General features: G+C 55.8%; 14 protein-coding genes. 7 read left to right on the top strand and 7 right to left on the bottom strand.

Annotated features, from left to right (window positions below; genetic code table 11):
• Positions 1-96: 96 nt before the first annotated feature.
• Both RX972_RS18430 and RX972_RS18425 read right to left on the bottom strand, forming a co-directional pair.
• Positions 97-360 carry a hypothetical protein gene (locus tag RX972_RS18430; RefSeq protein ID WP_316877574.1) on the bottom strand — a complete coding sequence of 88 codons (264 nt, stop codon included), beginning with the start codon at positions 358-360 and terminating at the stop codon, positions 97-99.
• Between the two features lie 4 nt (positions 361-364).
• Positions 365-535: a hypothetical protein gene (locus RX972_RS18425; RefSeq protein WP_316877573.1), complete on the bottom strand. Its 171-nt coding sequence runs from the start codon at positions 533-535 to the stop codon at positions 365-367.
• Between the two features lie 371 nt (positions 536-906).
• Here RX972_RS18425 and RX972_RS18420 point away from each other — a divergent pair, with 371 nt between their 5' ends.
• From RX972_RS18420 to RX972_RS18405, 4 genes are all read left to right on the top strand, one after another.
• Entirely contained in the window at positions 907-2,655 is a 1,749-nt protein-coding gene (locus tag RX972_RS18420; protein ID WP_410478243.1) for an ABC transporter permease, read from the top strand.
• A gap of 10 nt (positions 2,656-2,665) precedes the next feature.
• The gene (locus RX972_RS18415; RefSeq protein ID WP_231666809.1) at positions 2,666-3,970 is read left to right on the top strand and encodes an AAA-associated domain-containing protein; all 1,305 of its coding nucleotides are present in this window, start codon (positions 2,666-2,668) and stop codon (positions 3,968-3,970) included.
• 71 nt (positions 3,971-4,041) lie between these two features.
• On the top strand, positions 4,042-5,112 hold the full coding sequence (locus RX972_RS18410) for a sensor histidine kinase (protein WP_263267569.1): 1,071 nt from the start codon (positions 4,042-4,044) through the stop codon (positions 5,110-5,112).
• Positions 5,105-5,737, top strand: coding sequence for a response regulator transcription factor (locus RX972_RS18405; protein ID WP_316877572.1), 633 nt, complete (start codon positions 5,105-5,107; stop codon positions 5,735-5,737). The genes RX972_RS18410 and RX972_RS18405 overlap by 8 nt, the downstream gene beginning before the upstream one ends.
• A 31-nt stretch (positions 5,738-5,768) precedes the next feature.
• On the opposite strand, the gene RX972_RS18400 is transcribed toward RX972_RS18405, so the two are convergent.
• Together RX972_RS18400 and RX972_RS18395 are read right to left on the bottom strand one after the other, a co-directional pair.
• The gene (locus RX972_RS18400) at positions 5,769-6,881 is read right to left on the bottom strand and encodes an endonuclease/exonuclease/phosphatase family protein (protein WP_316877571.1); all 1,113 of its coding nucleotides are present in this window, start codon (positions 6,879-6,881) and stop codon (positions 5,769-5,771) included.
• A 610-nt stretch (positions 6,882-7,491) separates the two neighbouring features.
• Positions 7,492-8,337, bottom strand: a complete 846-nt coding sequence (locus RX972_RS18395) for a hypothetical protein (protein ID WP_316877570.1) — start codon at positions 8,335-8,337, stop codon at positions 7,492-7,494.
• Between the two features lie 293 nt (positions 8,338-8,630).
• Here RX972_RS18395 and RX972_RS18390 point away from each other — a divergent pair, with 293 nt between their 5' ends.
• Positions 8,631-9,059, top strand: coding sequence for an NUDIX hydrolase (locus RX972_RS18390; RefSeq protein ID WP_099271090.1), 429 nt, complete (start codon positions 8,631-8,633; stop codon positions 9,057-9,059).
• 43 nt (positions 9,060-9,102) lie between these two features.
• Here the strand turns inward: RX972_RS18390 and RX972_RS18385 are convergent, their stop codons facing one another.
• Together RX972_RS18385 and RX972_RS18380 are read right to left on the bottom strand one after the other, a co-directional pair.
• A complete protein-coding gene (locus tag RX972_RS18385) occupies positions 9,103-10,806 on the bottom strand; it encodes an amidase (protein ID WP_316877569.1) in 1,704 nt (567 codons plus the stop codon).
• 11 nt (positions 10,807-10,817) lie between these two features.
• Positions 10,818-11,381, bottom strand: a complete 564-nt coding sequence (locus tag RX972_RS18380; RefSeq protein WP_316877598.1) for a TetR/AcrR family transcriptional regulator — start codon at positions 11,379-11,381, stop codon at positions 10,818-10,820.
• Between the two features lie 130 nt (positions 11,382-11,511).
• Between RX972_RS18380 and RX972_RS18375 the strand changes: the two genes are divergently transcribed.
• The gene (locus RX972_RS18375; protein WP_316877568.1) at positions 11,512-12,126 is read left to right on the top strand and encodes an NAD(P)H-dependent oxidoreductase; all 615 of its coding nucleotides are present in this window, start codon (positions 11,512-11,514) and stop codon (positions 12,124-12,126) included.
• Here RX972_RS18375 and RX972_RS18370 read toward each other — a convergent pair whose 3' ends face one another.
• Positions 12,127-12,996, bottom strand: a complete 870-nt coding sequence (locus tag RX972_RS18370; protein WP_027899169.1) for an oxaloacetate decarboxylase — start codon at positions 12,994-12,996, stop codon at positions 12,127-12,129.
• Between the two features lie 90 nt (positions 12,997-13,086).
• On the opposite strand from RX972_RS18370, the gene RX972_RS18365 reads away from it, so the two are divergent.
• Positions 13,087-13,392, top strand: a 306-nt coding sequence (locus RX972_RS18365) for a hypothetical protein (RefSeq protein WP_316877567.1), incomplete at its 3' end; no start/stop codon positions are given.

Raw genomic sequence — 13,392 nt, 5'->3', positions numbered from 1 at the left:
GCCTTCAATGGTTTTACGAGGCTGATCGGTCATGCTCAGGATTTATGGGGCATGGCTGGGATCAGTATGATTAAGCCATTCAGCTGCAAAAGCTTCTCAAGGCATGAAGCTCAAGACTTCTTTAGCATAATTTTTCCAGCCGGGAATGCGAGAGGCTTTAAGGTATTGCTCAAGCTCTTTATGCCCTCGCTTAGCGATTTCAAACTCCATGAGGTTGGCCAGGAGAAATCCTTGTGCATAGCCATGGGACTTGATGAGCGTGCTTGGCTCATACCCGTCCTGTTCAATATCTTTTTGTATGTTTTTGAATTTGTTAATTGAGTATGTCAATAAGGAGAGCTCGTCTTTTAAGCTTTCCATTACCTCACCATAGGACAAGCCTGATAGCGCAAATCTTTTTTGAATCCATTGATGCCAGAATATCGTTGTAGTCTTCATGTATTTTTATATTCGTCGCTTTTTTAATAGAGTCTGCTATTGATTGATATTGTTCGCATAAAATAATCGATTTAACTTCTTGAGTACCGTCTGTCATGTGTTGACTCCTTTATAACGGGTATTAATCTAATTCAATAGTTGGTTTTCGCTGCTGTAGTGAAAGTGTTGCATGCCCTGGGCAGTGCTGATTCTTTCACTCAGGTTGCCTCAAATGTATTAGCCTGGCAACTCGATCACTGGTCAGGCCCATGCAATTACGCAGCTAACGACACATGAGTCGTCAGCACGCGTCCCTGATATACCAACGTATACTTTAACGTCCTTAGTTTCTGTCGATCCGGTCAACGTCAGTCCTTATGCTTTACCCCAGTAAAGCAAACCTGATGACTGGATCGAGGTGCTTCATGCGTTTGCTTCACCTGACAAGGTGGATGCCAGACGTTTGAGCCGCACGACAGAGGCTATTTTATGCGTTTCTCCCTGCCTTTATCCCTGAGAAGCCCGGTAAACAAACCGGCACAACCTCACGCTGCATCCTTGCTCGCCGAGGGCATGCTGGTCGCCGCGATCGCTTTGTTGGCGCTGTTTGTTTTTTACAGTGCCGGACAAATGAATCAGCCACTCAGCGTCCTTGATTCTGCGCCTGTGTCACTCGATCTGGCGCACTTGCCCTCGTATACCTTGCGTACCACATTGCGCATGTTTGCCGCGTTGTTTGTGTCGTTTGTGTTTTCGATTGTTATCGCCACACTAGCCGCTAAAAGCCGCAGGGCCGCGATGGTTATTTTACCGGCGCTGGATATTCTTCAGTCGGTGCCGGTGCTGGGTTTCCTGACGTTTACGGTTGTGTTCTTCATGAGCATTTTTCCGGGCCGCCAGTGGGGGCTGGAGTGCGCGGCGGTGTTTGCCATTTTTACCAGTCAGGTCTGGAACATGACCTTCGGTTTTTACCAATCCCTGAGGACCGTACCTAACGACCTTTACGATGTCAGTCGGCAGTTTTCGTTCTCGCCGTGGCAGCGGTTCATCAAGGTCGAGTTGCCGTTCGGGATGCCGGGGCTGGTGTGGAACATGATGATGTCCATGTCAGGCGGCTGGTTTTTCGTCGTGGCCTCCGAGTCCATCACGGTCGGGGACAGCACTGTCAATTTGCCGGGTATCGGTTCATGGCTGGCGCTCGCGATTCAGCAGAAGGATATCGCCGCAATCAGTTGGGCGGTGCTGGCCATGGTCGGTGTGATCGTTCTGTATGACGTGTTGTTTTTCCGGCCGATCGTGGCGTGGGCGGACAAGTTTCGATTTGAACAGACCGCTTCACATAAACGTCCGCGATCACGAGTCTACGACCTGTTCAGGTCCACACGACTTGTGCCGCTTTTGTTTGCATCCCTGCGCATTGTGAGTGACTGGATTCCAGCAGTGCGGATGCCCCGACTGGCGCGAATTGGCTTCACGATCAACGCCCGGTGGCACCGTTACCTCGATCTCGCGTGGATAGCGTTGGTCGTGAGTGCGTGCATGACCGGCATCTATCAGTTGGCGTGCTTTATCGGCAGCACGCTGGGCGTGGAGGAGGTGGTCAATGTGTTTGGTCTGGGGCTCGCCACCCTGGCGCGCGTGGCGGTGCTAATCGTCCTGGCCAGTCTTGTTTGGGTGCCCGTCGGTGTCTGGATCGGTCTGAATCCGCGCTGGGCAGAACGTTTGCAACCCGTCGCGCAATTACTGGCTGCGTTCCCGGCAAACATTCTGTTCCCGTTTGCCGTGGTCACGATTGTCGCCCTGAAGCTGAACCCGGATGTATGGCTGTCGCCGCTGATGATCCTGGGTACCCAGTGGTACATCCTTTTTAACGTGATCGCCGGTGCCAGTGCCTTGCCAACTGACTTGCTCGAAGCGTCACGGGTGTTCCGTGTGCGGGGTTGGCAATGGTGGCGCAAAGTCGTGCTGCCGGGTGTTTTTCCCTATTACGTGACCGGCGCTTTGACCGCTGCCGGTGGCTCCTGGAACGCCAGCATCGTCGCCGAGGCGGTGTCGTGGGGCAGCGATCATCTGTATGCGTCGGGGCTGGGTTCTTTCATTGCTCGGGCAACGACGGCGGGGGATTTTCAGCGGGTGGCGCTGGGTATCGTCGTGATGTCCGTGTTTGTGGTCGGTTTCAACAGCCTGCTGTGGCGTCCGCTGTACCGTTTTGCCGAACGTCGGCTTCGAATTGATTGAGGGTATTCCAATGGAAGTAATCGACAAACGTTGTCTGGTGGACGTGCAGGGACTTGGTCATGTTTACGGCACGGCCGGGGGCACCAAGCGCGTGGTACTGGATGATGTCGCCATGCGTCTCAACGACGGCGAGGTCATCGGGCTGCTGGGGCGTTCGGGGTCGGGAAAATCCACCCTGTTGCGCTCCATCGCCGGGCTGGTGTCGCCCACCACTGGTGTGGTGGCGTTCCCGGCAAATACGCCGGGTGTTTCGACCTCGGTGCGGATGGTGTTCCAGAGCTTTGCCTTGTTCCCTTGGCTGACTGTGCTGCAGAACGTGGAAATCGGCCTTGAGGCGTTGAGCGTGGCTGCGTCCGAGCGGCGTCGGCGGGCCTTGGCGGCCATCGATATGATCGGCCTCGACGGGTTTGAAAGTGCCTACCCTAAAGAGTTGTCCGGAGGCATGCGCCAGCGTGTCGGCCTGGCCCGCGCGCTGGTGGTCAACCCCGATATTCTGTTGATGGATGAGCCGTTTTCCGCTCTGGACGTGTTGACCGCGGAAACACTGCGCACGGATTTGCTCGACCTCTGGAGCGAGGGCCGGATGCCGATCAAGTCGATCCTGATGGTCACCCACAACATTGAAGAAGCGGTCTTGATGTGTGATCGCATCCTGATTCTTTCCTCCAATCCGGGGCGGATCATGTGCGAGGTAAAGGTTGATCTCGCTCAGCCGCGCAACCGTACAGATCCTGCTTTTCAGGCGCTGGTCGAAAGCATTTATGTGCACATGGCGGGCGGCACTACCGTGCATGCACAACGCGAAAGCCTGTTTGCAGGCAACGGCATCGGCATGGTCTTGCCTCTGACTTCCACCAACGCTTTGGCGGGTCTGATCGAGGCGGTGGACAATGCTCCCTATGACGGGCAGGCCGATCTGCGTGAACTGGCCACGGCATTGCGCTCCACGTCGGGTGATCTTTTTTCTCTGGCAGAAGTGCTGCAACTGATGCGATTTGCCGAAATGCGCGAAGGTGATATCACGCTGCTGCCCGCGGGCCGACGTTACGCTCAGTCGGACGTGGATGAGCGCAAACAGTTGTTTGCCCAGCACCTGCTCAGGTATGTGCCGCTGGTCAGCCATATCCGTCGGGTACTGGATGATCGTCCGGGGCGCACGGCACCAGCCAGACGCTTTCGTGATGAGCTGGAAGATTTCATGTCCGAAAGCGATGCGGCCGTTACGCTGGACTGCGTGACCCAGTGGGGGCGCTATGCCGAACTTTTCGCCTATGACGACGGGGCTGACCAGTTCAGTCTGGACAACCCGTCCTGAGTGGGTTGAAGTTTCCAGTGAACAGGCGAGGGGGCCGCTATACACTCTGCGTCTGCAATCCTGATGGGGTAATGCGCGATGGTGATCCAGTGAGACGGACTCGATTAACGCTTCGTTTGGTCCTGTTGTTCGCGTTGGCGTTGGGGATTGCTGCAATTGATACGGTCACCGATCTTGAAATTGCGGTCGGGGTCTTTCAAGTCATCGTGGTGCTGATCGCCGCCAGGTTTCTGCCCGCGCGGGCGGTGGCGGGGGTGTCCCTCGTCTGTATGGTACTGACGATTCTGAGTTACCGGTTCACGCGCTTTGGCGATACGGAGTCGGGACTGGTCAATGTGCTGATCAGCCTCGCGGCCATTGCCTGCACGACCTGGCTGGCATTGCGTCTGTCGGCGGCAATTCGCGCCGTACACGAGACCCGCGCGCACCTGGAGCATGTCGCCCGGGTCAATGTGCTGGGCGAGCTTGCCGCCTCGATTGCCCATGAGTTGAACCAGCCACTGGCGGCCACCGCCACCAGCGGTAGCGCCTGTCTGCGCTGGATCGCTGCGGATCCTCCCAACCTGCCGAAAGCCCGGCAGGCGGTGGAGCGCATCATCGAAGACACACATCGCGCCAGTGAAATCATCGCCCGGCTGCGCAGCCTGGCGAAGCATCAGGCGCCGACCAAGCAGTGGTTGAACGTCGAAGATACGGTCAAAGGGGCTCTGCGGTTGATCGCCGGGGAGTTGGCTGAGCAGGAGATCGCGCTGCACGTGCAAGTCGAAGAAGGCTTGCCTCCCGTGTTGGCTGACGAGGTGCAGATTCAGCAAGTCATCCTCAATCTGGCCATGAATGCGGTTGATGCGATGCGTCAGGTAAGTCCCGAGCGGCGAACGCTGGAATGCAATGTGGTGCTTGAATCGCCCCAGCAACTGCGCTTCTCGATTACCGATCAAGGCAACGGCCTGTTGCCGCGCGATTGTGAGCGGGTGTTCGACGCCTTCTACACGACCCGACCAGAAGGCATGGGAATGGGTTTGCCCATCAGCCGTTCCATTATCGAAGCCCATGATGGCCGGATCTGGGCCTCGACCCATTCACCGTTTGGCGCTACTTTTCACTTCACGCTGCCCGTTATTGCCCGAGAACCCGATGCCTGAGATTACCGTTGAAAGCGCTGCCGACATGGTTTACATCGTCGATGACGACCGCTCGGTGCGTGAGTCTCTGGAAGACCTCATGGCGTCGGTCGGTCTGGCGTGCATGACGTTCGGTTCCGCTCGCGAATTCATGGACGCTACATTGCCCGATGCGCCCGCTTGTCTTGTTCTGGATGTGCGTATGCCGGGGATGAGCGGGCTGGATTTCCAGCGAGAAATGGCGCGGCTGTGTATTTCACTGCCGGTGATTTTTATCACCGGGCATGGCGATATCCCCATGTCGGTAAAAGCCATGAAGGCGGGCGCCATCGAATTTCTGACCAAGCCGTTCCGTGAGCAGGATCTGCTCGACGCCATCAGCCAAGGGTTGAGTCAAGACAGGCAAACCCGTGAAGCGGCGGCCCGGACTGATCAGTTGAAGCAGTGCCACGCCAATCTGACTGACGGCGAGCGAGAGGTCATGGAACTGGTGGTTCAGGGGCTGCTCAACAAGCAAGTGGCTGCACGGCTGGGCGTAAGCGAAATAACCGTAAAGGTTCGGCGCGGCGCGTTGATGCGGAAAATGGGTGCGGATTCCCTGGCGACGCTGGTCAAGATGTCGGAGCGTTTGAATCTCGAAAGTTGATTGATCAGGTATTGCTTCGTTGCTCCTCGAATTAAATATCCAGATCAACCCAGACCGCCGCATGGTCAGAACCCGCATTCTCTTTGCGGGTCAGTTCGGGGTACGTTTCCCAGCGTACAGGCCTGGAGCCTGGCCACATGCCCTTGCGGAAAACCCCGCCAGCGCTGACTTTTTTGAACAGTTCCGGAGACAGCAGCAGGTAATCGATTTTGTTGGAGGCGTTGCACGAGCCGTACGTTCCGGGATAGCCGCCGTCGTTGAAATGCTCATGGGTAAATGCGTCCTTCAGGGTCGAGTCCTGGAGCAGAGGTTTCAACGCGTCGCTGTCTGGCGTGTCATTGAAGTCGCCCACCACGGCGACATACTGTTCGCCTTGCTCGATGAGCGAGTTGTAGATTTCCTTCACTCTGTTGGCCTGGGCAAGCCGTCTTTTCGCGGAGTCGGTGAGGCTGCCGTAACCTTTGCTTTTCAGGTGATTGACGAGCAACACAAGTCGCGCGCCGGAAGGCATGGACAGGTAAAACTCCGGGCAATCCCTGGAAAAAATCAGCTGGCCTCCGTCATCGCTGTCGTCAACGTGACTGCGCATGAGGCCGATGGGGAATCCTGCCTTGGTCGTGACGCCGACATCAATGCCGCGCTCGTCGTTGCCGTCGATCAGCATGACATGGCTGAACACATCGCCGCCGAGCCCGCTGATGATTTCGGCATTGAAGTCACGAAGGGCTGGCCTGCTTTCCGCTTGTATCACTGCCAGTACGTCTGCCTGCAGATCAATCATCACTCTGGCGGTATTTCGCATGGCTTCTTCGTCAACCGGGGCCTGAATCAGTTCAAGCGATCCGGTCCAGTCCGCACGGCCATTGGCGACAATTGTCATCTCACTGTTACGGGGCCGTTTGACCAGGTTGCCGCGGTTTTGCCGAAGCATCACGAATGGGCCGCGGTCTGATCGGCTGAGCCCGAGTTCGGCCAGCAATTTCACCATGGCTGTCTTGTCGGCGACGGAGTAGGTTTCCTGTCCCAGCAGCGCATTGAGTTTTGCGAAGCGCTCCAGCGTTGGCTTGCCTTCCGCCCACCCATCGAGACTCATCGCCTTGGCGCGATTGAACAGGTTTTCGACGTTGTAGGAGGCGAGTCTCATGGGGCATACCTCAAAAATGGGGGCGAATACGCTAGCTTCAGCGTTGCACAGGCCAGTGACATTGAGATGAATGTGTTACCGCAGCCGCTTATCAAACGATAGGCCTGTAGGAGTCGCCCCTGTGTCCCTGACACCACGCTGTCGCACAGCAAACAGAGGGCTGGTGGAACGGCCGGGGTGGCGCTCCACTTCATCCGGGAAGGCGGCATTCCTGGCGATAAAAATGCGGCAGATGTAATGGCCTCTTCCCGAATAAATTCGGTCCCACCGATTATTTGTGAATTCAGATAGTTACGTGTTGTTTGATGAGAGCCGCCCCGGTGTACCTGATACCACGCTGTCTCGCGGCAAACATAGGGCCTGTAGGAGCTGCCGAAGGCTGCGATCGCGGTGTATCGGGAGAAATGCATCGCAGCCTTCGGCAGCTCCTACAGTTATGGGGCCAGCTCAGAGATCACATCCCGACCTGAAAGCTGAAGGTATCCGCGCCATTAACCCCACCTGTCAAAAATAAGGATCTGGTTAAGCGAGGTATCTCTGGTGAGCAGTTCCACGGCAGCAGGGCTTCGTAATCTTCTACAGATGTAGGCGTCTGGTCGCATGTTTGGGTCTAGCGTTGAAGTAGATTGTTAATTTCTTCTTTGGTATGCGTATAATTTTTCTTCTGTGGGAAAAAATCAACACGCTTTAGCGTCTTTGAATCTAACAACGGCTGTAAATCTCCGCCTTTGACTTCCCAGAATTTTACGGACTGAATTTTCTTAAGGCTTGGGATGAAACTGAGTGAATCCAGTTCGGATGCAAAAAATTTTTCCAATGTGTTATTGCCAGAGAGAAACGAATAATCCCTTATGTGCTTGCATTTTTCTATGGAGAGTTTCTTCAGCTCTGTGAGTTCGCTTAATTGGCTGATGTCAATAAGTTTGGCACAGTGACCTATCTCAACATCGACAAGAATTTTACTTGTCTGTAAACCTTCGAATGACTCCAGGTTGCCTCCACTGATCCTTAGCGTTTCGAGTTTTGGCGCCAGAAGAAAGGTCAGGTCTTTATTTTTTATACCTGCGAGTAATAAGTTCCTGACATTGCTAATGTGCAAGCTTTCTATTTTGTCGTGTGCTTTCATAATGTATAGCGTTTTCAGCGAAGTAAGCTTTGCAAAGTCTAATGCATCTTTCAGGTATGAAATTGTTAACGCTCTTAAAGACGAGCATGTGTAGAGTGGTGAGAAATCAACCTTGTTAAGGTTGATTTCTTGCGAGATATTGAGAGTTTCTACTGAATCACTAAGTGCGAGTGGGCTCAAGTCCAGTACGGTTGAACGGACGACAGCGTTATCTCTCATGATTCTGATGTTTCTATGGCCTTTTTTTTGGGCCTGTTTTAAACCCTCCAAAAAGAAATGTTCCGATATTTCAAATGCATCAATATTTTCGTTATAGGAGAATTTTTTCATTTATATTTTTCCACACCCTTTAGAGGCTTTGAACTTCGACCGGTTGGGGGAGGGGTAGACCTTTTCGACTTTGGCATCGCGTCGCATCATGACGGATGGGCTCCAGAAAGAGAATCGGGAGCACAGCCCCCGGAATCAGGTGGCGGGTTTGCATGTTTGCTTTATGGAGCGCTCGTAGCTGAACTTCCCAGCGACCACAATGGTCATCATATCGACACAAGCATGGCGCACAGTCGTCGAAGAGCATTTGCCGCATTGGCTTTCTGATCGATAAACGTTTTGAAGGAACGACCATGGGTGCAACGGAAGCTGCAACCTCCGGGCATAAAAGCCTGAAAAGACGTGCCACCGTGATTTGCCGTCATCACGGCGAGATCCTTTTCGTTCGCAAGCGCAACGCCAAATGGAACCTGCCCGGTGGCCGCGTCGAGCAGGGCGAAACACCGTTGCAGGCTGCCATGCGTGAAATGGCAGAAGAGACCGGGTTGACCTTCGATCAGCTTGCCTACGTTTCCGAATACCAGGACGACAAAGCCGTTCACTTCCTCTTCGAGGCTCAGCGCGCAGAACACCAGAAGCCGCGCGCGTCCAACGAGATTGATGACTGCCGCTGGTTTAAAGCCAAGGAACTGGGCAAGCGTAATGTTCGCGGCTCAATCAAAGCCTTGCTCAAGCATTGCGCAGCCAACACGGAAAAGAGCTCAGCCCGTCTCGCGGGCTGAGCGTGCAAGTCAGACATTTCTCGTGGGGCAATTGCGGGTGCCATCACTTCAATGCAGGCGTTCTTGGCGGAATCATCCGCTTACTGCCCATCGATTCAAAGGCCGAAGCAAAGCGCAGCAGGTTCGAGTCGTCATACGCACGTCCTGCAAACGTAAGCCCTATCGGCATGCCAATGTCGGCCATTACGCCCATTGGCACGGTGACGGTCGGCACTCCCAAGTGACGAATAGCGAGATTTCCGTTGGCTACCCACACGCCATTGCTCCAGGCAATATCGGCGGATTGCAGGTCGACATCGGCGTTCGCCGGACCCACATCGGCCACGGTTGGAAACAGCACCGCATCTAGGCCCAGGTCTTCCATCCAGTCTTCCAGATCGATGCGACGCGTTTGCTCCAGTCCTCGCAAGCCATCCGGCAAAGTAGGAATCTCATTCCAGGGCGTGATCCCGCGCTCGGCCATGCGCACATATTCATCCATGCCAGCTGCCAGGTCGTCTTCACGGTTGGGCAGGGTGCCTGGGTCGTGGGGGAAGATTTTCGCCCCGTCGACATCGGCCAGACGATTCAGCGCCGGGTCGCCATTGGCGCGCAGGAATTCATCGAACGCCCAGGCCGACAAATCCCATAGTTCGTGATGCAGGAACTCTTTGGAAACCAGCCCACGTGTAAACACGGTCGGCGCACCGGGACGATCACCTTCGCAGTTCGACACCAGCGGGAAATCCACTTCGATGACTTCAACTCCAGCGGCTTCGAGCGCCTTACGCGCTTCTTGCCATAAATCGATGACGGAGGGGCGGGTGATGATGCGCTGCCCGGTCGGGCCGCCAATACCAGGTTTCTCCGCCGTACCTGCCAGCGGATCGGCATTGATGTACATACGCGGCACACCGAAGCGTTTGCCGGCGAGCGTCTGTGCGTCTGCGGCAAGTTCAGCATAGGAAACAGGGCGCACCGCGGCCACCCCTGGAAGCTCTACCCAAGGTTGCAACCGCCACAGATCGCCACGGGTGTCGGGATCTTCTGCAACGATCACATCGAGCACTTCAAGCAGGTCAGCCATGGTTCTGGCGTAAGGCACCACAACGTCCATGGTCGGCGTCAGCGGCCAGTTGCCGCGCACCGATATCACTCCGCGCGAAGGGGTGTAGGCACACAGGCCGTTATTGGAGGCCGGGCCTCGGCCACTGGACCAGGTTTCCTCAGCCATGCCGAAGGCGGCAAAGCTGGCGGCGGTTGCGGTACCCGCGCCATTCGATGAGCCGGAAGCAAACGGGGCGGTCAGGTAGTCAGCGTTGTAAGGGCTCTCGGCACGGCCATAGACCCCACGTTGCATGCCGCCGTTAGCCATCGGCGGCATATTGGTCTTGCCCAGACAGATCGCCCCGGCGGCGCGAAGTCGGCCAATAGTAAAGGCATCGTGCTGAGCAACCAAGTCGACAAATGCAGGGCTTCCCGATGCGGCGGTGAGGCCTTTGACCAGATAGCTGTCTTTGGCCGTGTAGGGAATGCCGTCCAGCGGGCCAAGCGTCTTGCCGTTAGCGCGACGTGCATCGGATGCCTGGGCTTCGGCAATGGCTTGAGGGTTGCGAACCACTACTGCATTCAGTGCGGTAGGCGTCTGCGGACCATCGTAAGCGTCAATCCGCGCCAGATACGCCTCGACCAGCTCGACGGCTGTGGTCTGGCCTGACTCAAGCGCGGCGCGCAGGTCCGCGATAGATGCTTCTGTGACGTTGATCATTGGGTTCTCACTTAATGAGCTCTTTCAGTCATGGCCAGAATAATTTCATAAAGCTCGGACTTCGCCTCGTCTGCGGAAATTTCATCCACTGCGGCGGCATTGGACAGTGCATCCGCCGCGCCGAGCATGGCGCGTAACTGCGCATTCGAAATCTGGCTCGGTTTGCTGTGACTTCCCAGTGCGGCTCGACATTTGTCCATGAAGATCAGCTCGTAATCACGTTTGATTTTCTCCAGTTCAGGAGAGCTGCTCAGTGCTGCGATCACGCCAGGGATTTCTTTGCCTTGCAGCAGCACACAATCGACGTAGGAGTCGGCAATGACCCTCGCTCGCGCCTGCACGGTCGCATCGCTCTTGCGCAATGCTTCGTCCAGGCGAGAGGTTTGTCGAACATCAAAATCTGCATAGAGTCTGGCCAGCAGCAGCGGGCGAGTGGGGAAGTGGTCATAGACAACAGGCTTGGTAACCCCTGCGATTTGCGCCAGATGCCCCAGTGTCAGGCTTTCCGTGCCTTCCTCGCGAACGATTTGCCATGCCACTTCCAGCAGTTGACTGAGGCGACCTTCCCGGGACATGCGTTGGCGAGGCTTTGCGTCTGATGGCTGGCTTGACACGCTTATATACCAAAGGTAACTTAATTTTAATGTACGAAAAGTATATAGCTGTGAACATCCATCAGCAATCATCCAGCGTCGGAGCTTTACCATGCACGCACTCATCGTCGTCAGCCATCCCGATTCCAGCTCTCTCACTTACGGCATCGCCCGGCGCATTGCGGAAGGCATCAGCGATGCAAGCGCGGCCAATACGGTCGAGCTGGTCGACCTAGCCGCTTCAGGGTTCGATCCACGCTTTACCGCTGCTGATATCGCAGTCCATCGAAAAGAAGGGCCGTTCCCGGCCGACGTGGCAGCCGAGCAGGCACGCATTGATCGCGCAGACGCATTGATCATCGTATATCCGGTTTACTGGTGGTCCATGCCCGCGTTGCTCAAGGGATGGATAGACCGCGTCTTTTCCAATGGCTGGGCGTTCGACTTCAGCGCCGAGGCGACCCTGATCAAGAAGCTCACAGACCTTGAGGTGCATCTGGTGGGAGTCGGCGGTGCAGATGCGGGGACCTATGAGCGTCACGGCTATGCGTCAGCCATGAAGACGCAGATAGATCACGGCATCTTTGGTTACTGCGGGGCCAGGGTGATCACGTCCGAACTGATGCTCGACTCAGAAACGCAGGAACCTGCGGTTCATCTGAACGCCGCCTACAAGAAAGGCAGCGTCATTTTCCCTTGTGAGCGCCAGACTAGCCTGACGCCGTGATTACTCTTTGACGTCCATGAACTCTTTGGCCCAGGACACGTAGTTCTCAGGCAGGGTGTAGGTGTGGGTCAACTCGGTCGCGCTCAGGTTCGAGGTGCTGTGCGTCACCTGGCGCTGGGCGCGCAGGGAATCGTAAGTTGCCTTGATCGCTGCGAAGTAGGCGGCGTGGCCCTTGACGATGATGCGCACGCCCAGGCTTGCCAGACGTTGCGAGTCATTGAGCTTGGGATTGCCGTAGGTCACCAGCATCAGCGGTACGGTGAGGTGCTCCGAGATCTGTTCAAGGTGCTCGAAGTCACTGATCCCGACGATGCAGATGCCATCGGCGCCAGCCTTTTCGTAGGCTTTGGTACGTTCGATGATGTCTTTGACCGGCAACACGCCGGCATTGGTCCGGGCAATGATCGACAGCTCGGGATCGATACGTGCTTCCAGAGCGGCTTTGACTTTGCCGATGCCTTCTTCAATGGTAATCAGGTCGGTGGACTTTCGGCCAAACTGCGCAGGCAGCAGCGTGTCTTCAATCGTCAGTGCCGCGACGCCAGCGCGCTCAAGCTCTTCAACGGTACGCATCACGTTCAGCGCATTACCGTAACCGTGGTCGGCGTCTGCGATGAACGGCAGCTGTGCAACGCGGCCGATCCGGGTGGCCTGTTCAGCAAACTCAGTCAGGGTAATCAGCGCGAAATCCGGCGCTGCCAATACCTGCAGGGATGCCACTGAACCTCCCAGGATGCCAACCTCGAAACCCAGGTCTCCAGCGATGCGTGCAGACATCGGATCGAAGACAGAGGCGGTTTCAAAGCAGGTTTGTGAAGCAAGCAGCGCGCGAAAATTCTGGCGCAGCGCCAAGTGGGAAATTCTGGGCATGACGTTTCCTGATTCTAGGCATCTTCTATTCGTAGTGGCGCGAGACTACCACGCACGAAAATATAGGGTTATGACGTTTAGGAATGGCCCATGCGCAAAGTGCATGATCGCCGTCTGGCAGGGGTTTGTGCTGAGCTGAAACGATTTTCATTGCGCATATCCGCGCAACGGGTTTTGACCAAAATTACAATCAGGGTGCTGCTTTTTGCTATTGATAGCCTGATTGAGCGCTGTCGCGAGCAAGATGGAGCGCCACCCCGGTTGTTCCTGCAAGTGATGGTTTTTCAGTCAGATAATCCTGCGAGGCTAATCCATAACACTGTGGGAGTCGCCCCGGTGTCCCTGACACCACGCTGTCGCGCAGCAAACACGGACCCTGTAGGAGTGACCGGGGTG

Source organism: Pseudomonas syringae group sp. J309-1, from assembly GCF_032582135.1.
GTDB classification, from domain to species: Bacteria; Pseudomonadota; Gammaproteobacteria; order Pseudomonadales; family Pseudomonadaceae; genus Aquipseudomonas; species Aquipseudomonas quasicaspiana.
The sequence above is the reverse complement of the archived record's forward strand: the minus strand, read 5'-3'. Positions and strand labels throughout refer to the sequence as shown.